Source organism: Nonomuraea antri, from assembly GCF_013283785.1.
GTDB lineage: Bacteria > Actinomycetota > Actinomycetes > Streptosporangiales > Streptosporangiaceae > Nonomuraea > Nonomuraea antri.
The window spans coordinates 1-19,348 of the sequence record NZ_JABCPZ010000062.1; the positions used below are offsets into that span (position 1 = coordinate 1).

Here is a 19,348-nt window from a genome sequence, read left to right on the forward strand (position 1 = left end):
GCGACTCCCGGCACCTCCTCGACAAAACCGCTGACCAGCCAGTTGACGTCTCGGGCCGCCTGGCTCAATTCCTTCATGCGTCGTCCTCCTCTAGCTCCGGACTGCCCAAACGCACGCCGCGGGCGAACCTCGTGCCGGGCACGGCCGCGCCGCAGACGGCGCCCCCCGCTCCGCCGGTCTCCCCCGACCGGCTGCGTAACAGGCTCGCCAGCTACCAGCAGGGCGTGCGCAAGGGACGCGCGGAGCTAGAGGAGGACGACGCATGAAGGAATTGAGCCAGGCGGCCCGAGACGTCAACTGGCTGGTCAGCGGTTTTGTCGAGGAGGTGCCGGGAGTCGCGCACGCGGTGGTCGTCTCCGCGGACGGCCTGCCGATGGCCTTTTCCCGCGGTTTCCCCAAGGACCGCGCCGACCAGCTGGCCGCCATCGCGGCCGGATTGATCAGTTTGACCCAGGGCGCCTCGCGGGTCTTCGAAGGCGGCGGGGTCACGCAGACCCTCGTCGAGATGGATCGCGGCCTGCTGCTGGTGATGTCGATCAGCGACGGATCCTGCCTGGCGGTGCTGGCCGCGCCCGACTGTGACATGGGCCTGGTGGCCTACCAGATGACGATCCTGGTCGAGCGTGCCGGGCAGGTGCTGACGCCTGCCGTACGGGCTGAGCTCTCGGCCTCTCGCCCCTGGTGATGATGGGAGAGCGCAGTGGCATCGTGGCATGACGGGGAGCCGGAGCCCGAGCGGAGCTCGCTGGTGCGGATGTACACCGTCACCGGCGGCCGCACCGCTCCGCGCACCGGCCTGGCCATGGAGGCGCTGGTCTCGTCGGCGACCTCGGCGCAGCTGGGCATGTCGTACACCAGGGAGTACCGCGCGATCAGCGACCTGTGCCGCCAGGTGCGCTCGGTCGCGGAGATCTCCGCGCTGCTGAGCATCCCCCTGGGCGTGGCCCGGGTGCTGGTGGCCGACATGGAGGTGGAAGGGCTGGTCAGGGTGTACCAGCCGCAGCTCAACGCGGGCCTTCCGGACAGGAGCCTGCTCGAAAGGGTGCTCAGTGGACTACGCAGGCTCTAGCCGGCTCACCTCCACGAAGATCGTGGTGGCGGGCGGGTTCGGCGTCGGCAAGACCACCTTCGTCGGCGCGGTGTCGGAGATCATGCCGCTGACCACGGAGGCGGTCATGACCGAGGCCTCGTCCGGCGTGGACGACCTGGCGCACACCCCCGGCAAGACGACCACCACCGTGGCGATGGACTTCGGCCGGGTCTCCCTCGACCGTGACCTGATCATGTACCTGTTCGGCACGCCGGGCCAGCAGCGGTTCTGGTTCATGTGGGACGACCTGGTCAAAGGCGCGATCGGGGCGGTGGTGCTGGTCGACACGCGGCGGCTGGCCGACAGCTTCTCCGCGATCGACTACTTCGAAGAGGCCGAGCTGCCGTTCGTGGTGGCGCTCAACGGCTGGGACGGCGCGTTCCCGCACATCGAGAGCCAGGTCAGGGAGGCGTTGTCCCTGTCGGGGCACGTGCCGATCGTGCGCACCGACGCGCGTGCCCGCGAGGCGGTCAAGAACACCCTGATCACGCTCGTCGAGCACGCGCTGAGCGTGCGTTCCTCCTGATCCCCGGCCGGGTCTCCTACTGGTCGATCCACCAGTGGGCCGCGACCAGCTCGGCGACCAGCGTCTCGGTCAGCAGCGGGACGTCCGCCTCGGCCTCGTGCGCGTAGCGGATCGCGGCGGCGGCGTCCTTCACCTCGGCGCCGACCGAGATCACCGTCGAGCCGCGCTCGCGCACCCAGTCCATGGCCTGCTCGTCGTAGCGCGAGCCCGGGTAGAGCAGCGCCCGGTAGTCGAGGGTCTTGGTGAGGTAGACGTCCACGTGGGACCAGTCGCCGCTCTCGCAGGCGTCCGCTCGCCGGCGCGGGCCCTCGCGGAACATCAGCGCCGACTGCTCGGCCGACGACAGCCGCTCGGCCGGGGCGATCGTGTGGACGCCGTGCGGGCCGTCCAGCAGCTCCAGGGCCAGGGGGAGCCATTCGTCGCGGCGTTCCAGCAGGTCGGCGGTGGCCTCGGCGGTGCGGCGGACGAGCGCGGGCAGGTCACGGTCCACGCCGGTGAGATGCGACTCCAGGGCCAGCAGCAGCGCCAGCGTGTGCTGGAAGGTGCGGCAGGCGACGCCGCCGCGCTCCTCGCCCGCGTGCATCGGGATCACCAGGTCGGCCGACTCCTCGATGGGCGAGCCCGCCCGGTTGGTGAGCGCGGCGATGAACGAGGGGCCGCCCGCGTAGCGGGCCACCGCGTCCAGGGTCTCGCGGCTGCCGCCGGTCGCCGAGATCGGCACGACCAGCGTGTTCTCGCCGGCCGGGTAGGTGGCGGCGGCCGAGGCGTAGTCGGCGTAGGCGTCGATGCCGGCCGCCCGCAGCCGCAGCGCGGCCACGCCGGCGGCGTAGCGGGAGCTGCCCATGCCCAGGAACAACACCCGCTCGACGGTCGAGGGCAGCCGCTCGAACGGGTCGCCCTCGGCGAGTACGTCGGCCAGCTCGGCCAGCGCGGCGGGCTTGGCCTCCAGGTCGGCCAGGTAGAGCTCGGAATTCACGGGGTCGTCTCCTCGGTGTACCAGGTGCGCAGCACGCCCATGGGGGCGTAGCGCCAGCGGGGCAGGTGGCGGGCTGCGTAGATCAGCTCGCGGCATTCCTGCTCGATCTCGAACGGGCGGATGAGTGAGGTGTCCAGGAGGTCCGCCGCGCCGTGCTCGGACAGCCGGGCGCGGTAGGCGGTGAGCAGGGCCTCGCGGGAGCCGGCCGCCCAGCTCGCCGCGTCGGCCGGCGGGGTGCCCCGGCGTTTGATCGCCACCTGGGCGACGTGTTCGAGGCTGGTGGTGAGCTGGGCGACGTCCCTGGCCGCGGGCTGGGGGGCGTCGGGGTCGGCGACGGTGGGGTTGCCGTCGAAGTCGATCACCGCGTAGCCGTCGCGCCAGCGCAGGATCTGGCCCACGTGCAGGTCGCCGTGGATGCGGATGCGCGGCGTGGTGACCGGCCGGGCGAGGGCGGCCAGCTCCGCGCGCAGGTCGCCGGCCCTGGCCCGCAGCCACGCACCGTCGGTGCCGTCGGTCAGCGACAGCGCCTCGTCGAGCGCCCGCTCCGCCCTGGCCGCCAGATCAGCGGGATCGGCGGGCGGGCCGCCTTCGGGACCGGCTTCGGGACCGCCGGGCTCCAGCGTCGACAGGGAGAGGTGCAGGTCGGCGGCGAGCCGGCCGAGGTGCGACGCGAACGCGGTGCTGCCGGACTCGGCGTCGGCCACGCACCACTCCCAGCCGTCCTCGGCGTCGGGGAGATAGCCGGTGATCAGCGCGAGCAGGAGTTCGCCGTGCTCGTCGGCGCGGGTCAGGGCCGCGTACGGGGGCGCGGTCTCGTTGAATCCCGTATCAGTCAGGTGGGCGAGGATCTCCGGGGTCCGGTGCGGCAGCCTGACAGGCGGAGTCAGCCATTTGACCACCACCTGGTCGCCGACGACCACCGAGTAGTTCGTCTGGTCGACGTGGTCGCCGAAATCCCGCTCAGCCGGGACCCCGGTGTGGGGAGCCCCTGCCCCGTGCGAGAAAGTGGGCAGCGGGCGGAATCGGCGGACGCCGAACGGCGGTGGAACGTCGCCGGTCAACAGCGTCACGAGCGCCGCGGTGAGGCCGCGATCTCCGGGGGTGAGTGGGTTCTCACCCAGGGAGAGCAACCGGCTCCCTATTGAATCCCAATTCAACAGTCTGACCAAACTTCCTGGTAGCAATGTCGGGAAAAGTCTTGCTCATGTTGATTTCTGCTGCAACACTCCTTGATCTGGTCTGCCGTGCCCGTAGGTCGCGCGACCCTTGAAACATCGCACTTTCAGAAGGAGTAGCGGACGTGTTCCGTACCCGGTTCAGCCGTCGTCTTCCGGCAGCCGTTGCGGTGGCCGGCCTCGCGCTCGCCGTCGCGGCGTGCGGTGGAGAGTCGACCAGCTCAGACGGCACGACCAAGGCAGCAGCCGAACTCAAGCCCAACGCGGACCTGTCGAAGCAGTCGCTCCAGATCACGGTGTGGGACGGGTACACGCCCAAGGAGCTGCCGGAGCGCGTCAAGACCGACCTCAAGGTCCAGGACCTGAAGATCGCGCTGCACGACACCAACGAGACCGCCATGACCAAGCTCACCGTCAGCGGTGACAGCGGCATCGACGTGGCGTTCGTGTCCGGCCAGTACGCCCAGGCGCTCAACGCGATGGGCCTGCTCGAGCCGATCCACCCGGAGCTGATCCCGAACCTGGCCAACCTCTACCCCGAGGCCACCCAGCTCTCCTACGACAAGGGCAACAAGTTCTCGGTGCCCTACACGTGGGGCACCACCGGCATCTGCTACCGCAGCGACCTGGTCAAGGCCACGCCGACGAGCTGGAACGACCTGCTCAAGCCGCCGGCCTGGGCCGAGAAGAAGGTCACCATGATGACCACCGAGCGCTGGCTGGCCCTGCCCGCGCTCAAGTCGCTCGGCTACTCGATCAACACCGACAAGGACGAGGAGATCGCCAAGGCGAAGGAACTCCTCATGGCGGCCAAGCCGCACCTGCTCGGCTACGACGACACCACCTTCGGCGACCGCCTGAAGTCCGGCGAGGCCCTCATGGTCGAGGCCTGGGACGGCTGGTGCCCGACCACGGACGAGAAGCAGAACATCAAGTTCGTGGTGCCGAAGGAGGGCAGCGACCTCTGGGTGGACACCATGGTGATCATGAAGTCCTCCAAGAACAAGGAGGCGGCGCATGCCTTCATCAACTACATCCTCAACCCGGACACGCACCGCTGGGCCGCGGAGAACATCAACTACAAGGTCCCGAACAAGGCCGCGATGGACAAGGTGCAGATCCCCGAGGGCTCTCTCCTCGGCATCAAGCCGGCCGAGCTGCTGAACGGCGAGTCGATCATCGACCTGGGTCAGGGGTCTACCAAGTACACCCGTCTCCAGACCGAGGTCACGGCGAAGTCGTAGTCTTGCGGTGAGCACAGAGGTCAAGGCGGCTCAGCCGGCGTCCCCGTCCCGGGGCCGCCGGCTGGGCGCGTTCGTTTTTCTCACGCCGGGTCTGGCGTACCTGGTCGTTTTCCTGCTGGTGCCGCTGGCGCTGGTGCTCGGTTACACGGTCTTCCAGCGCGGCCGCTACGGCGGCGTGATCTACGAGTTCACCACCGAGAACTTCACCCGCCTGGCGGACTCGCTCTACGTCGGCGTGTTCGTCGACTCCCTGAAGATCGCCACGCTCACGACGCTGATCGCGCTGCTGCTCGGCTATCCGACGGCGTACCTCATCGCGCAACTGCCGCGTAAGTGGAAGACGATCGCGCTGGTCGCCATCGTGCTGCCGTTCTGGACGAACTTCATCATCCGGGTCTACGCCTGGATCATGCTGCTGAGCCCGGTCGGGCTGGTCAACTCGGCGCTGGGCACCGAGCTGGAGCTGCTGTACAACCAGGGCGCGGTGGTCACCGGGCTGCTCTACTCGTACCTGCCGCTGATGGTGCTGCCGCTGTACGCCACGATCGAGAAGCTCGACCCGCAGTTGCGCGAGGCGTCGGCGAACCTGGGCGCGTCGGCGTTCACCACGTTCAGGAAGGTCACACTGCCGCTGACCGTGCCCGGCGTGCTGACCGGCAGCCTGTTCGTGTTCGTGCCGAGCTTCGGCAACTTCGTCATCCCCGAGATGCTCGGCGGCGGCAAGACCGTGATGGTGGGCAACCTGATCCGCACCGAGTTCCTCAAGGCGCGCGACTGGCCGTTCGGCTCGGCGCTCGCGCTGGCCCTCATCGCGGTGCTGGTCGTGCTGCTGACGGTGCAGTCGTGGGCGGCCCGCCGTGCGTAGGTCGAAGCTGCTCTACCTGCCGTTCTGGGCGACCTACGCCTTCCTGTACCTGCCGATCCTCGTGCTCGTCGTGATGTCGTTCAACTCCGGCGAGTCGGCCTACAGCTACGAGGGCTTCAGCCTCAAGTGGTACGGCCAGCTGCTGGAGAACGAGCGCGTCATGGCGGGCCTGGTCAACACGCTGATCGTGGCCGCGGGCTCGACGGTGATCGCCACCGTGCTCGGCACGCTGCTGGCCGTCGGCCTGGCCAGGTACACCAGGTCCAAGACGCTCGACGCGTTCGCGCTGATGCCGGCCGTGCTGCCCGACCTGGTGATCGCGATCGGGCTGCTGCTGTTCTACGGCCTGATCCAGCTCACGCTCGGGCTGTACTCGGTGATCATCGCGCACGGCGTGTTCGCCATGGCGTTCGTCGCCGCCGTCGTCCGCACCAGGCTCACCAACAGCGACACCTCGCTGGAGGAGGCCTCGCGCGACCTCGGCGCCGGGCCCGTGGTGACGTTCATGAAGATCACGCTGCCCCAGCTGCTGCCCGGCATCGTCGCCGGCGCGCTGCTGGCGTTCACGCTGTCGCTGGACGAGTTCGTGATCGCCTTCTTCACGATCGGCAACGTCGAGCAGACGCTGCCCATCGTCATCTACTCAATGATCCGTTTCGGGGTGACCCCGGAGATCAACGCGCTGGCGGCGATCCTGCTCCTGGTGAGCTTCACGGCGGTGATCGCCGGGCAGCGCCTGACCAAGATCGGGGAGTCACGTGCTCAAGATTGACGGCATCAGCCGCAGGTTCGGCAGCGTCACCGCGCTCGACGACGTCTCGCTGCGGATCGAGCAGGGCGAGTTCTTCGCGCTGCTCGGGCCTTCGGGGTGCGGCAAGACCACCCTGCTGCGCATCCTGGCCGGGTTCGAGACCCCCGACAGCGGCACGGTCACGCTCGACGGTGAAGACCTGCTCGGCAAGCAGCCCAACCGGCGGCCGATCAGCCTGATGTTCCAGTCGTACGCGCTGTTCCCGCACATGACCGTGGCCAAGAACGTGGCCTACGGCCTGGAGCGCGAGAAGCTGCCGCGCCAGGAGATCAAGAAGCGGGTCGGCGAGGTGCTGGAGACCGTGGGCCTGTCGGCGCACGGCGGACGCAAGCCCGCCCAGCTCTCCGGCGGCCAGCGCCAGCGTGTCGCATTGGCTCGTTCCATCGTCAAGCGGCCCCGGCTGCTCCTGCTGGACGAGCCGCTGTCGGCGCTGGACAAGAAGGTCCGGGCCGACATGCAGCTGGAGCTCAAGCGGTTGCAGAACGAGGTCGGCATCACCTTCGTGGTCGTCACCCACGACCAGGAGGAGGCCATGTCGCTGGCCGACCGCATCGCCGTCTTCGACAGCGGCAGCGTGCGCCAGGTCGACGAGCCCATCTCGCTGTACGAGCGGCCGCGCTCGCCGTTCGTGGCCGACTTCGTCGGCGCCAACAACCTCTTCCACGGCGCCGCCACCGGCCTGGACGCGCTGCAGAGCGACGAGTTCGGCATGCTGCCCGGCACCCCGCTGACCGAGCTGGGGGCAGGTGCGAAGGCGCTGCTCGCGGTGCGTCCGGAGAAGGTCGAGCTGGCCGACGACAACGCCGTGCGCGGTTTCAAGGGCAGCGTGCTCGACGTGAGCTTCTACGGCGGCGTCTCGCACATCTCGGTGGACGTCCCGGGACGGGCCAAGCCGGTGCTCGTGGCCGTGCAGGGCGCGAGCACCGTGCGTCAGGGCGCCAAGGTGAAGCTGCGCTGGGAGGCCAAGGACGCGGTCATCATGGCGGCCGATCAATGATCGAGGTCGTGACCCGTCACCGTGCGGGCGTAGGACAGGATCAGCTCGGCCGCCTCCTCGGGGCCGATCAGCGGGTGCCTGGCGGTGATGCGGTAGCCGTAGGCGTCCTCGAGCGCCACCAGGTTGCGGGAGATGGTCAGCGCGTCGGCCCGCAGCGTGAACACCCCGAGCGCGGCCCCGGTGTCGAGGATCGACTGGTACATCGACACCTGCCGGTCGTAGAGCGAGGTGAGCAGGACGCCGTAGACCCGGTTGCGCCCGGCGGCCCCGCCGAGCTCGTTGAGCAGGCGCACGTCCGGGTCGAGCGGCCCGGTGGGCAGCCCGGACCTGATCGTGACGACCAGCTTCTCCGCGGGGTCGGTGAGCCTGGCGAGCTGGCGCATCCGCTGCTCGTAGAAGCGCTCCATGCCGGCGTGCTGGGCCTCGATCAGCAGCTCGCTCAGGTCGGGGTAGTGGTAGAGCACGGCGCCCGAGGTCAGGCCGGCCTCCTCGGCGACATGGGAGAGCTGTACACCGTCTATGCCATGGCGGATGATGGCCCTGCGCGCGGCCTCGATCAGGTCGATGCGCCGGTCACTACGGCTTTTGCGCTGGGCCACGCGCACCACCCCATTCGTTCGTTCCGCGTTCAGTTAGCCGTGACCATAGTGCCCTGAAGTTGACCTTCCCGCTAGATCAGTATTTGAATTCCTCTTCAATTTGCTAGTCCACCCCCGGAGCGGTCTGATGTCTCTCACCATCCTGTTCATGCCGGAAAGCGCCTACGGGCCCACGAACAACTCCATCGGCATCGGCGACATCCTGCGCAATCGCGGGCACCGCGTGGTCTTCGCCGCGGAGTCGTCGTGGAAGGGCAAGCTCGAAGCGCTCGGCTTCGAGGAGGACCTGGTCGACCTGGCCCCGCCGGCCGAGGAGGAGCAGGACGCGGGCCAGTTCTGGAAGGACTTCATCCGCGAGACCGCGCCCGAGTACCGCAAGACCACCTTCGAGCAGCTCGAAACCGTCACCAAGCCCATCTGGGACTCGCTCATCGACGGGGCGAAATACTGCGAGCCGCAGCTCAAGGCCATCATCGAGCGGGTGAACCCGGACGTCATCGTCGAGGACAACGTGATCACGTTCCCGGCGCTGCTGACCGCGGGCAAGAAGTTCGCCCGCATCGTCTCGTGCAACCCGCTGGAGGTGCGCGGCGCCGACGTCGCGCCGGTCTTCTCCGGCCTGCCCGCCGACGACCGCGGCGAGTGGGACGCCTTCCGCGCCGAGTACGAGCGCACCCACAGGGAGATCTGGACCGCCTTCAACGAGTGGTGCGTCGAGCAGGGCACCGAGCCGCTGCCCGACCTGGACTTCATCCACGAGGGTGACCTGAACCTCTACGTCTACCCGGAGATCCTCGACTACACCGACGCCCGGCCGCTCGGTGAGTCCTGGCACCGGCTCGACTCCTCGGTGCGCGAGACCGACGAGGACTTCACGCTGCCGTTCGACCGCGGCGAGAACGGGCTGATCTACTTCTCCCTGGGCTCGCTCGGCTCCTCCGACGTGGAGCTGATGCAGCGGGTGATCGACGTGCTGGGCACCACCCCGCACCAGTACATCGTCTCCAAGGGCCCGCTGCACGAGGAGATCAAGCTGGCCGACAACATGTGGGGCGCCGAGTTCCTGCCGCAGACGAAGATCATCCCGCTCTGCGACCTGGTCATCACGCACGGCGGCAACAACACCACCACCGAGGCGCTGCACTTCGGCAAGCCGATGATCCTGCTGCCGCTGTTCTGGGACCAGTACGACAACGCCCAGCGGGTGGCCGAGCTGGGCTACGGCGTCCGGCTGGCGACCTACGCCTTCACCGACGAGGAGCTGACGGGCGCGGTCGAGCGCCTGCTCGGCGACACCGAGCTGCGTGCCAGGCTGGACGCGGCGGGCGCGGAGATCCGCGGCCGCGACGGCCTGCGCAAGGCGGCCGACCTGATCGAGCAGCTCGGCCAGAAGTAACACCGGGACCCCTGTCCCAGCGGAGTGACCCGTCCCGGCGGAGCGATCCGCCCGGGGCGGGTCGCTCTCGTCGGAGGCCCAGGACCCGGGCCTCCCGGGCGCCGCCCGCCCATCGCCACACCTGAGGAACGAGCCCCATGCGTGAACTGATCAACCCCGCCACCGGCCTGCCCTGCGCCGAGGTGCCCGACACCCCCGTGGGTGACGTGGCCGAGACCGTGCAGAAGGCCAGGAACGCCTTCGCCGAGTGGTCGCAGACCACCCCCGCCGACCGGGCCAGACTGCTGCTGCGGCTGGCCGATCTGGTCGAGTCCGACGCCGAGGAGCTGACCAGGCTGGAGGTGGAGGAGACGGGCAAGCCGGCGGCCGTGTTCAGGGACGGCGAGCTGCCGTTCGCGGTGGACAACCTGCGCTTCTTCGCCGGCGCCGCGCGCTCGCTGGACGGATCGGGCGCGGGCGTGTTCAGCGCCGGCTACACCTCGGTCATGCTGCGCCGTCCGGTCGGCGTGGTCGGCTCGATCTCGCCGTGGAACTTCCCGTTCATCATGGGCGTGTGGAAGGTCGGCCCGGCGGTGGCCGCGGGCAACGCGGTGGTGATCAAGCCCGCGCCGCAGACGCCGCGCACCACGCTGCGGCTGGCCGAGCTGTTCACCCGGGCGGGCGCGCCCGACGGGCTCGTGCAGGCGATCACCGGCGGCGCCGAGGTGGGCCAGGCGCTGGTCACCGACCCCGGCGTGGACGTGGTCAGCGTCACCGGCTCCACCGAGACCGGACGGGCCGTGATGACCGGCGCCGCCCAGACGCTCAAGCGGGTGCACCTGGAGCTCGGCGGCAAGGCCCCGGCCCTGGTCTTCGCGGACGCCGACCTGGAGGAGATGGCCCGCGGCGTGGCGATGGGCGCCACGTACAACACCGGACAGGACTGCACGGCCGCCACGCGCGTCTACGTCGCCAGGGAAACCTACGGTGACGCGGTCGAGGCACTTCGGGCAACTCTTGCCAAAATCACCGTGGGCGACCCCTGGGACCCGGCCACCGACATCGGCCCGCTGATCTCGGCCGCGCACCGGGAGCGGGTGCACGGGTTCGTCTCCCGCGCCGGTGGCCGGGTGGTCTGCGGCGGCGAGCCGATCGAGGGCCCCGGCTTCTACTACCCGCCCACTCTTGTAACAGATGTCGCACAATCGAGCGAGATCGTGCAGGGTGAGCTGTTCGGACCGGTTCTGGTGGTCCTGCCGTTCGACGGCGAGGACGAGGCGGTGCGCCTGGCCAACGACACCCGCTATGGTCTGGCCTCGTCGGTCTGGTCGCGGGACGTGGCCAGGGCGATGCGGGTGGCCCACCGGCTCGATGTGGGCGTGACCTGGGTGAACGACCACCTGCCCATCGCCAGCGAAGCGCCGCACGGCGGCGTCAAGGGCAGCGGGTTCGGCAAGGACATGAGCCAGGAAGCGGTACAGGAGTACTCGGTCACCCGGCACCTGATGGTGAAGCACGCGGCGCCGGCTGAGCGGGATTCGTTCCGGCCTGCCTGAAAACGTGTACGGCGAAATGCGACCAGATGAGCCACTTTGGTCGTGTTTGATGGGATATGTTCGGTTGGCCGATCTGGTACGGGTTGTGTTCCAATTACCCAGCCCGCAGAATCCCATGCGCCACACGCGTGTCAGATTTTTCGAGCACGTAACGGCGAGAGGTTGCGAGAGTCAGTGAGGACGGAAAACCCCCGGCACACGCGGTCAGGGGAGTACACAGGCGGACGGTTCCGGCTGGGGAACTGGCGCGTGCGCTCAAGGCTGATCGCGCTCATCCTCATCCCCACCATCGTGGGCGTGCTCCTCGCCGGCGTGCAGCTGGCCAACGCCATCGGCACCAGCGCCGAGTACCGCCGGTTGACCCAGGTCGCCGAGCTGGTCCAGCGCATCGGCACGCTCAACCACGAGCTGGCCAAGGAACGCACGCTCACCGCGTGGTTCGGCGCCGGCGCGCTCAAGGCCGGGCGCATGACGCAGATCCGCACCCAGCGGCAGGCGTCCGACGCGGCCAGGAAGCAGGTCATGACGGCGCTGAGCGCCATCGACGAGTCGCACTCGGCGCGCGTCCAGGACAGCGTGGCCGCCATGCGGCGCTGGCTGACCGGGCTCGACAGCCTGCGCGACTCGCTCATCGCGCGCAGTGTCCCCCCGCGCGCCGTCATCAGCGTGTACTCGACGATGATCAACGTGTTCTCGTCGGTGCAGGCGGACCTCGGCACCGGCGTCAACGACGACCGGCTGCAGGGTGACATCGCCGCGCTCGGCGCGCTGGAGGCGGTCAAGGAAGAGATCGCCCGCCAGCAGGTCATCCTGATCGTCGCCCTGGTCGAGACCAAGCTGGACTACGACGACCTGTCCGACTTCCTCGGCTCCTGGAACCGGCAGCAGGCCGAGCTGGCCACCTTCCAGCAGGAGGCCTCCGCCGAGGACCTGCTGGCCTACCAGACGGGCCTGCGCGGGCCGCAGATCGACCGCGCCGACGCCATGCGCCAGCGCGCCCTGGCCCAGCTGCGCGCCTACAACCAGATCCGCAACCTGGACGTCACCACCACCCGCGACCTCAGCCTCTGGTACGACAGCACCACGCTGACCGGCAACGCACTGCGCAAGATCGAAGACAGCCTGGCCAACAAGATCGTGACCAGGACCCGCGAGCTGAGCGACTCCGAGCAGCAGAACGCGATCGTCTCCGGCGCGACCATCCTGGTCCTGCTGCTGCTCGTGCTGGTCATCACCACCCGCGTGGCCGGTTCGCTGGTCCGCCCGCTGCGCCGGCTGCGTGCCGAGGCGCTCCAGGTGGCCACCACCCGGCTGCCCGAGACCGTCCGCGTGCTGCGCGAATCCGGTGACGGCGCGCAGGTGCCCGACGTCCCGTCGGTCGGCGTCAACACCCGCGACGAGATCGGTGAAGTGGCGCGGGCGTTCGACGAGGTCCACCGCGAGGCCATCCGGCTGGCCGGTGACGAGGCCAAGCTGCGCGCCAACGTCAACTCCATGTTCGTCAACCTCTCGCGCCGCAGCCAGACGCTGGTCGAACGGCAGCTGCAGCTCATCGAGGGCCTGGAGCAGGGCGAAGAGGACGAGCAGCGGCTCGCGAACCTGTTCCGCCTCGACCACCTGGCCACCCGCATGCGCCGCAACAGCGAGAACCTGCTGGTCCTCGCCGGCCAGGAGGCCGCGCGCAAGTGGAGCGAGCCGGTGCCGCTGGTCGACATCGCCCGCGCCTCGCTGTCGGAGGTCGAGAACTACGAGCGGGTCCAGATCCAGATCCCCTCGGGCACGCTGATCGTCGGCCCCGCCGTCACCGACGCCGTCCACCTGCTGGCCGAGCTGATCGAGAACGCCATCTCCTTCTCGCCGCGCGAGAGCCGCGTCCAGGTGACCAGCACCGCCGTCGAGGGCGGCGCCCTGGTGACCATCAACGACCTGGGCATCGGCATGAGCCCGGACGAGCTGAACGAGGCCAACTGGCGGCTGGCGAACCCGCCCGTCGTGGACGTGTCGGTGTCGCGGCGCATGGGCCTGTTCGTGGTCGGCCGCCTGGCCCTGCGCCACGGCATCAGGGTCCAGCTCAAGATGCGCGAGACCGGCGGGCTCAGCGCCCAGGTGCTCATGCCCGACATGCTCATCACCGGCGCCCAGGGCAAGCCGCAGCAGGGCGGTCAGTACGAGGCGTTCACCTCGTTCGACCCCAGCATGTTCAACCAGCCCGCCGACACCGGCGCGCTCGCGGCGCCCGCGCCCAGGGTCGACACGCCGATGGACACCCAGTGGCCGGGCTCGCTGCCCGCGCCCGGCAGCGCCGGGAACGTGCCAGGCGGCACCGGGAACTGGCCGTCGTTCGCCGAGGACGAGGCGAAGTGGCCGTCGTTCAGCGAGGAGCCGGCGGCCCCGTCGTTCGGTGAGCGCGCGCCGTCCTTCGGTGAGCCGGGGCCGTCCTTCGGCGAGCCCGCCCCGTCGTTCGGTGAGCCTGCTCCGTCGTTCGGCGAGGTCGCCCCGTCGTTCGGTGAGCCGGCGTCGGGCTTCGGCGATCTGGGTGGCGCGCGTCCCGAGGAGCCGCGCTGGCCCTCGTTCGCCGAGCCGCCCTCGTTCGCCGAGCCGCCCGCCGCCGCCCCGCAGTCCGACGAGCTGCGCTGGCCGTCGTTCGCGGAGCAGCCGCCGCCGCTTCAGGACGAGCCGCGCTGGCCGTCGTTCGCCACCGAGCCGCCCGAGTCGCGCGACGAGCCGCGCTGGTCGTCCTTCGGCGACCAGCCGCAGCGCCGGGGGCTGTTCGAGTCCGAGCAGAAGCCGTGGCCGCAGTACGGCGAGGAGTCCAAGCCCGCCGACGCCTTCCAGCAGAACGGCGGCGCGCCGCACAACCCGTTCGGGCCCGGCGACTACACCTCGCAGGACATGACCGGCCCGCTCCCCGTGGTGCGTTCCTCGCCCATCGAGGAGCAGAGCGAGGAGTTCCTGCCGATCTTCTCGTCGGTCGGCTCCGACTGGTTCCGCCGGCCAGAGCCGGAGCCCGAGGCCGAGCACGAGGTGACCGCCGTGCAGCCGGCCGTGCCCGCCGACCTGTCGGCGCCCCCGCCGCCGGTCGCGCCACCTGCCGCGCCATCTGCCGCGCCGCCGGAGACGGCCGCGCCGTCGGCGCCGCCGCTGGGACGCGGTGGGCTGCCGCAGCGCCGGCCGGGCGCCTCGGGCGCGGGCGCGACCTGGTCGTCGCCCGCCGACTCCGGCTTCCAGGCCGCGCAGGCCGCCGCGCAGCCGGCCCAGGGGGGCACCACGTCCTCCGGGCTGCCGCGCCGCGTGCCCAAGGCCAACCTGGTGCCCGGTACGGCGAGCCTGGCCGAGCCCCCGCTCACGTCCCCGGCGCCGCAGGTTTCGCCGGAGCGGTTGCGTAGCCGGCTCTCCAGTTTCCAGCAGGGTGTGCGGCAAGGCCGCGCCTTCACCCGCGGAGAAGAGAATGAGGAGGAGAAATGAGAGAACTGAGCCAGGGAGCGCGTGGCATCAGCTGGCTGATCACTGACTTCGTGAACAACGTGCCCGGCGTGGCACACACGGTCGTGGTCTCGTCCGACGGTTTGCCGCTGGCCTTCTCCGAGGGTTTCCCCAAGGACCGGGCCGACCAGCTCGCCGCGGTCGCCTCAGGTGTGATCAGTCTGACCCAGGGCGCCGCCCGGGTGTTCGAGGGCGGCATGGTGACCCAGACGGTCATCGAGATGCAGCGCGGCCTGTTGATGATCATGTCGATCAGCGACGGTTCGTGCCTGGCCGTGCTCGCCGCGCCCGACTGCGACATGGGCCTGGTGGCCTACCAGATGACGCTGCTCGTCGAGCGCGCCGGTCAGGTGCTCACGCCTGCCGTACGCGCTGAACTGCAGGCCACCCGCCCCCGCTAGGTGGCGGTGACAGGAGATCATGGTGTCAGGTCAGGGTTGGGCTGGTGATAGCACTCCGCCGCATCCGGCGGCGCCACGTCCGCAGAAGCCGAGCTCCCTGGTACGGCCCTATGCCGTGACCGGGGGGCGGACGGCCCCGCGGATGAAGTTCGCCATGGAGGCGCTGGTGTCCTCCGTGACGTCGGAATACCAAGACATTTCTCTACTTAGTCCGGAGTATCAGGCGATCATCAACCTGACCCGGAACGTCCGGTCAGTGGCTGAGATCTCCGCCCTTTTACGCCAGCCTTTGGGCGTGGTCCGGGTGCTGATCGCCGACATGGCGTCGGAGGGCCTGATCCGCGTGCACCAGCCTGCGCTGGACGCGGGAAAGCCGGACCTCAACCTGCTCGAAAGGGTGCTCAGTGGACTTCGCAGGCTCTAGCCCCGGCCTGACCTCGACGAAGATCGTCGTGGCCGGGGGCTTCGGCGTGGGCAAGACGACGTTCGTTGGCGCGGTCTCGGAGATCCTGCCGCTGACCACGGAAGCGGTCATGACGGACGCCTCCGCGCACGTCGACGACGTCTCGCTCACGCCGAACAAGACCACCACGACGGTGGCGATGGACTTCGGCCGCGTCTCGCTGGACCGCGACCTGATCCTGTACCTGTTCGGCACGCCAGGACAGCACCGGTTCTGGTTCATGTGGGACGACCTGGTCAAAGGCGCGATCGGCGCGGTCGTGCTGGTCGACACGCGGCGGCTGGCCGACAGCTTCCCGGCGATCGACTACTTCGAAGAGGCGAAGCTGCCGTTCGTGATCGGGATCAACGGCTGGGACGGGCAGTTCCTGCACAACGAGGACGAGATCCGCGAGGCGCTGTCCATCGGCGGGCACACGCCGGTCATCCGGCTGGACGCCAGGGCCAGGGACTCGGTCAAATCGACTCTGATCACGCTGGTGGAACACGCGCTGACCCGCCACATGCACACGCCGGCCTGACGCCGGCCCGCCCGATGCCGCCCGGCCACGTGCCGGGCGGCATCGGCTTTTCCGGCTGTCCGCCGTTTCCGCTAGGCCGCCAGGAGGCTGGTGAGCAGCGCCGACACCAGGTGCGCGCGGACGCCGTCCGGGTCTGGCCTGCCGCCGTGCCAGGTGCAGGCGACGTTGAGCCCGGCGACCCGTCCGGAGCCGAGCACGGCGGCGGCCGCCCGCAGCAGCGCGGGCACGTCCGGGCCGCCATCCGCCGGATAGCGCAGCCCGGGCAGCTCGCCGGGGTCGAGGACGTCCAGGTCGAGGTTCACCAGCAGCGGCCCGGACGGCAGCGCCGCCGCGGACACCTCCGCCAGCGACAGCCGCCGCAGCGGCGCCGACGCCAGGAACGCCGACTCCGGCGGGTCGAGATCGCGGCCGTCGACCAGCACCACCCGATCCACCGGCGGCGGACGCAGGCCGAGCCGGTCGGCGACGAGATCAGGACGGTAGCCGAGCAGGAACCGCAGCGCCATGCCGCCGAGGTAGCCGGACGGGGTCGTCTCCAGCGTCTGGAGGTCGCCGTGCGCGTCGAACCAGACGACCGAGGCGTCGATCCCGGCCCGCTGCAGCCCGGCCAGCATGCCGATCGTCACCGTGCAGTCTCCTGACACGACGGCCGCGGGCGCGCCGCCACGCGCCGTGCGCGCCACGGACTCGGCGACGGCGTCGTAGAGCCCGGCGAACCTGGTCCAGACGTCCGCGTCGGGGAGGTCCACGGTCAGCTCGGCGACGTCCGCGCCCGGCGGCAGCGGGACGTTGAGATCGGGGACGTGCTCGTCGAGGTGGTAGGGCACATGAAGGGTCGGCATCCGCGTCACGATAACAACCGGACCACGCCCGGGGCGATCATCCGCCCGGAGCCACCCGGTCACGCCCGGGCACCGGAGAGCCGGATCGCCCCGAGGCTCGCTCGTGGGCGTGGAAGGCGGCGACGCAGACCAGCAGGGCGAGCGCGAACCCCGGCGTCCAGGCCAGCCGGGCCGCCACCCACCCCGGGCCGTCGGGCACGGTGTGCAGGCCGGGCAGCGGTCGCGCGGCCACCAGCCCGAGCGCGGTCACCGCGATCATGGCGGTCTGGTGCCAGAGGAAGATCGTCATGGCGGCCAGGTTGGCGAGCGCCACGGCCGCCCACGCGGCGGGCCGGCGCAGCAGCCGGCGCAACGGGCCGAGCAGGAGCAGCGCGGCGCCGCTCTGCGCCAGGCCGAAGGTGACGGCGGCGAGCGTGGGCGGGTCGAGGTTCGAGACGGGCGCGCCCGGCACCCCGACCATGGCCGCCGGATAGCCCGCGCCCAGTACCAGCCCCGCGGTGGCCACGACCCCACCGGCCAGCAGCCCCCACGCCGCCCGCCGGGTGCGCGGACCGCCCAGGCCGCCCTGGCACCCAGATCCGCCCTGGCATCCCGATCCGCCCCGGCACTCCGGCTCGCCCTGGTCTCCCGGCCCGCCCCGGTGGGGCCGGTTCAGGTGGGCGCCCAGGCAGTAGGGGACCAGCCAGCCGGCGGCCACGTTGATCCAGCCGAGCCAGGCGGGGGCGTCCAGGCCGAAGCGGGCCGCGTCCACCAGGGCCACCGTGAGCAGCGGCCAGGCCGGATGCAGGCGTGCCGCGAGCGGGGTGGCGGCCGTCAGCGCCGCGAAGACCAGCAGGAACCACAGCGGGGACCACACCAGCTTGGCCAGCGCGCGCACGGTGTCCAGGTCGACGCCCGCCGCGAGCATCGCCACCGCCACCACGGCCCACACCGCGACCACCGGCACGACGGGACGGGCCAGCCTGGCCAGCCGGGCGCCCAGCCAGTGCCGGTACGTCTCGCCCGCGGCCATGGAGCGTGCGTGTCCGCGCGCGCCCGCGTATCCGCCGACCAGGAAGAAGACCGCCAGCGTCTGGAACACCCAGGAGAGCGGCACGAACTCGGGCAGCGCGCGCAGCGGGCTCGTGGTGCGCAGCGTCCCGCTGTCGGCGACCAGGGCGGTCACCAGCCAGTGGCCGAGCACCACGCCGAGGATGGCCAGCGCGCGCAGGGCGTCCAGGCCGCGATCACGGCCGGCCGGGGTCGCCGCGACGACCCGCGGGACCAGGCCCCCCGGCGCGGTGCGGTGGCCGGTCGGGTCAGCCATCGGCGCCTGCCGGGAGCGGGTTCCCGCCGCTGACGATCCTGGCGATGTTCTCCAGTGCCACGGACCCGGCCCGCAGGTAGTCGCTGTGACCGCCGTTCCCCGCGGGGAAGACCCGGGCGCCGAAGCCGGGGGAGACCGGGTCGGCACCGAGGCCGACCGTGGCGAACGGCAGCCGCCAGCGCACGTTCGGCACCTCGGAGATCCAGTCGCCGGCGCCCACCCCGGCCCAGACGGTCGCCCTGGTCCGCAGGCCGGCCGCGGTCTCGGCGGTCACGCCCGCGCTGCCGTACAGGACGAGGTCGGCCACGTCCAGGCCGGACGCCGCCCGCCCGCACACCACCGAGCCGTAGGAGTGACACACCAGGGAGACCCGCGCGCCCGGCTTGATCGCGGCCAGTTCGCGCACGAACGCCCGCAGCGCCGGCACCCCGGCGTCGGCCAGGTCGGCGGTCAGCGACTGGAGGCTCAGGGTGCTGGGCGTGCGGTAGCCGAGCCAGGCCACGACCGCGGACCGCCCGCCGATCGCCGCGTGCAGCCGCATCGAGCCGCCGCGCAGGAGCCCGTACTTGTCCAGGTTGGTGTCGGCCCCCGGCACCACGACGGCGATCGTCCCGGCGTCGGCCAGGTCGCCGAAGACCTCGACGGCCCGGCCCCCGTCACGGCCGTCGAAGGACAGGAACCGCCGGGCCGGATCGGCCATGCCGGCCAGCATCGAGGCCCGGCGGCGATCGCCGTGGCCGGCGGCCATCCGCTGGGCCGCGCGTACGGCGTCATGGGTGGCCGCGTATCGCCGGGCGAGGGTGGCGGGGCTCGCGTCGGTCAGCGGTGGCAGGCGGCCCGGGTCGGGCGCGGGGACCGCCGCGGGGCGGGCCGCGCCCATCACCGGCGCGGCCAGCGAGGCGGCGAGCAGCGCGGCGAGCAGACTGCGCCTGAGCCGCCCTAGCCTGAGCCGCCCTAGCCTGAGCCGCCCGTGCCTGGGCCGCCCGCCGCGCGGGGCGCGAGCCGGTCGATCGATCGGGTTCACCCGCTGAGATTGCCTCGCGCGGGCCCGGCTCCACATCGCACCGCGGAGCCCATTCACGGGCAGGCGATCAAACCCCGGATGTACGACCTTGGTGC

The 19,348-nt window shown here is 70.8% G+C and carries 20 protein-coding genes; 14 read left to right on the plus strand and 6 right to left on the minus strand.

Features of this window, described 5'->3' with window-relative positions; all coding sequences use genetic code 11:
• The 4 genes from HII36_RS55750 to HII36_RS21320 form a co-directional block, all read left to right on the plus strand.
• Window positions 1-266, plus strand: a 266-nt coding sequence (locus tag HII36_RS55750) for a hypothetical protein (protein ID WP_217369775.1), incomplete at its 5' end; no start/stop codon positions are given.
• A complete protein-coding gene (locus HII36_RS21310) occupies window positions 263-685 on the plus strand; it encodes a roadblock/LC7 domain-containing protein (RefSeq protein ID WP_173524996.1) in 423 nt (140 codons plus the stop codon). The genes HII36_RS55750 and HII36_RS21310, both read left to right, overlap by 4 nt.
• 69 nt (window positions 686-754) lie before the next feature.
• Window positions 755-1,069, plus strand: a complete 315-nt coding sequence (locus tag HII36_RS21315) for a DUF742 domain-containing protein (protein WP_217369781.1) — start codon at window positions 755-757, stop codon at window positions 1,067-1,069.
• Window positions 1,050-1,616, plus strand: a complete 567-nt coding sequence (locus HII36_RS21320; RefSeq protein ID WP_173524998.1) for a GTP-binding protein — start codon at window positions 1,050-1,052, stop codon at window positions 1,614-1,616. The genes HII36_RS21315 and HII36_RS21320 overlap by 20 nt, the downstream gene beginning before the upstream one ends.
• Window positions 1,617-1,632: 16 nt before the next feature.
• On the opposite strand, the gene HII36_RS21325 is transcribed toward HII36_RS21320, so the two are convergent.
• Window positions 1,633-2,592, minus strand: coding sequence for an SIS domain-containing protein (locus HII36_RS21325; protein ID WP_173524999.1), 960 nt, complete (start codon window positions 2,590-2,592; stop codon window positions 1,633-1,635).
• The gene (locus HII36_RS21330; protein ID WP_173525000.1) at window positions 2,589-3,662 is read right to left on the minus strand and encodes a phosphotransferase; all 1,074 of its coding nucleotides are present in this window, start codon (window positions 3,660-3,662) and stop codon (window positions 2,589-2,591) included. Before HII36_RS21330 ends, HII36_RS21325 begins: the two co-directional genes overlap by 4 nt.
• Before the next feature lie 230 nt (window positions 3,663-3,892).
• On the opposite strand from HII36_RS21330, the gene HII36_RS21335 reads away from it, so the two are divergent.
• The 4 genes from HII36_RS21335 to HII36_RS58720 are packed head-to-tail and all read left to right on the plus strand — an operon-like array spanning window position 3,893 to window position 7,684.
• Window positions 3,893-5,011 carry a polyamine ABC transporter substrate-binding protein gene (locus tag HII36_RS21335; protein ID WP_173525001.1) on the plus strand — a complete coding sequence of 373 codons (1,119 nt, stop codon included), beginning with the start codon at window positions 3,893-3,895 and terminating at the stop codon, window positions 5,009-5,011.
• A gap of 7 nt (window positions 5,012-5,018) precedes the next feature.
• Entirely contained in the window at window positions 5,019-5,876 is an 858-nt protein-coding gene (locus HII36_RS21340) for an ABC transporter permease (RefSeq protein ID WP_328807811.1), read from the plus strand.
• Window positions 5,869-6,648, plus strand: coding sequence for an ABC transporter permease (locus HII36_RS21345; protein ID WP_173525002.1), 780 nt, complete (start codon window positions 5,869-5,871; stop codon window positions 6,646-6,648). Before HII36_RS21340 ends, HII36_RS21345 begins: the two co-directional genes overlap by 8 nt.
• The gene (locus HII36_RS58720; protein WP_173525003.1) at window positions 6,635-7,684 is read left to right on the plus strand and encodes an ABC transporter ATP-binding protein; all 1,050 of its coding nucleotides are present in this window, start codon (window positions 6,635-6,637) and stop codon (window positions 7,682-7,684) included. Before HII36_RS21345 ends, HII36_RS58720 begins: the two co-directional genes overlap by 14 nt.
• Here HII36_RS58720 and HII36_RS21355 read toward each other — a convergent pair.
• Complete coding sequence (locus tag HII36_RS21355) at window positions 7,678-8,283, minus strand: TetR/AcrR family transcriptional regulator (RefSeq protein WP_328807812.1); 606 nt, start codon at window positions 8,281-8,283, stop codon at window positions 7,678-7,680. The genes HII36_RS58720 and HII36_RS21355 overlap by 7 nt on opposite strands.
• 127 nt (window positions 8,284-8,410) lie before the next feature.
• Here HII36_RS21355 and HII36_RS21360 point away from each other — a divergent pair, with 127 nt between their 5' ends.
• The 6 genes from HII36_RS21360 to HII36_RS21385 all read left to right on the plus strand — a co-directional run bounded on the left by HII36_RS21360 (window position 8,411) and on the right by HII36_RS21385 (window position 16,081).
• On the plus strand, window positions 8,411-9,679 hold the full coding sequence (locus tag HII36_RS21360) for a glycosyltransferase (protein ID WP_173525004.1): 1,269 nt from the start codon (window positions 8,411-8,413) through the stop codon (window positions 9,677-9,679).
• 137 nt (window positions 9,680-9,816) lie between these two features.
• Window positions 9,817-11,214, plus strand: a complete 1,398-nt coding sequence (locus tag HII36_RS21365; RefSeq protein WP_173525005.1) for an aminobutyraldehyde dehydrogenase — start codon at window positions 9,817-9,819, stop codon at window positions 11,212-11,214.
• Window positions 11,215-11,463: 249 nt separating this feature from the next.
• A complete protein-coding gene (locus HII36_RS21370; RefSeq protein ID WP_173525006.1) occupies window positions 11,464-14,679 on the plus strand; it encodes a sensor histidine kinase in 3,216 nt (1,071 codons plus the stop codon).
• Window positions 14,676-15,098: a roadblock/LC7 domain-containing protein gene (locus tag HII36_RS21375; protein WP_173525007.1), complete on the plus strand. Its 423-nt coding sequence runs from the start codon at window positions 14,676-14,678 to the stop codon at window positions 15,096-15,098. The genes HII36_RS21370 and HII36_RS21375 overlap by 4 nt, the downstream gene beginning before the upstream one ends.
• Window positions 15,099-15,117: 19 nt before the next feature.
• On the plus strand, window positions 15,118-15,522 hold the full coding sequence (locus HII36_RS21380; RefSeq protein ID WP_236003714.1) for a DUF742 domain-containing protein: 405 nt from the start codon (window positions 15,118-15,120) through the stop codon (window positions 15,520-15,522).
• Between the two features lie 7 nt (window positions 15,523-15,529).
• Window positions 15,530-16,081 (plus strand): GTP-binding protein, encoded by a 552-nt coding sequence (locus tag HII36_RS21385; protein WP_173525029.1) that lies wholly within the window; start codon window positions 15,530-15,532, stop codon window positions 16,079-16,081.
• Window positions 16,082-16,152: 71 nt separating this feature from the next.
• Here the strand turns inward: HII36_RS21385 and HII36_RS21390 are convergent, their stop codons facing one another.
• Genes HII36_RS21390 through HII36_RS21400 form a run of 3 tightly spaced genes read right to left on the minus strand, consistent with a single transcriptional unit; the run spans window position 16,153 to window position 19,253 of the window.
• The gene (locus HII36_RS21390) at window positions 16,153-16,923 is read right to left on the minus strand and encodes an arginase family protein (RefSeq protein ID WP_217369777.1); all 771 of its coding nucleotides are present in this window, start codon (window positions 16,921-16,923) and stop codon (window positions 16,153-16,155) included.
• 37 nt (window positions 16,924-16,960) lie between these two features.
• Window positions 16,961-18,229, minus strand: coding sequence for an acyltransferase family protein (locus HII36_RS21395; protein ID WP_173525008.1), 1,269 nt, complete (start codon window positions 18,227-18,229; stop codon window positions 16,961-16,963).
• Entirely contained in the window at window positions 18,222-19,253 is a 1,032-nt protein-coding gene (locus HII36_RS21400; RefSeq protein WP_328807813.1) for an alpha/beta hydrolase, read from the minus strand. Before HII36_RS21400 ends, HII36_RS21395 begins: the two co-directional genes overlap by 8 nt.
• Window positions 19,254-19,348 lie beyond the last annotated feature (95 nt).

Excerpts from the sequence above, each read along its gene's own strand:
- HII36_RS21310 (WP_173524996.1), top strand. The coding sequence starts at position 263 with ATGAAGGAATTGAGCCAGGCGGCCCGAGACGTCAACTGGCTGGTCAGC.
- HII36_RS21315 (WP_217369781.1), top strand. The coding sequence starts at position 755 with ATGTACACCGTCACCGGCGGCCGCACCGCTCCGCGCACCGGCCTGGCC.
- HII36_RS21360 (WP_173525004.1), top strand. The coding sequence starts at position 8,411 with ATGTCTCTCACCATCCTGTTCATGCCGGAAAGCGCCTACGGGCCCACG.
- HII36_RS21365 (WP_173525005.1), top strand. The coding sequence starts at position 9,817 with ATGCGTGAACTGATCAACCCCGCCACCGGCCTGCCCTGCGCCGAGGTG.
- HII36_RS21375 (WP_173525007.1), top strand. The coding sequence starts at position 14,676 with ATGAGAGAACTGAGCCAGGGAGCGCGTGGCATCAGCTGGCTGATCACT.
- HII36_RS21380 (WP_236003714.1), top strand. The coding sequence starts at position 15,118 with ATGGTGTCAGGTCAGGGTTGGGCTGGTGATAGCACTCCGCCGCATCCG.
- HII36_RS21390 (WP_217369777.1), bottom strand. The coding sequence starts at position 16,923 with ATGCCGACCCTTCATGTGCCCTACCACCTCGACGAGCACGTCCCCGAT.
- HII36_RS21395 (WP_173525008.1), bottom strand. The coding sequence starts at position 18,229 with ATGGCTGACCCGACCGGCCACCGCACCGCGCCGGGGGGCCTGGTCCCG.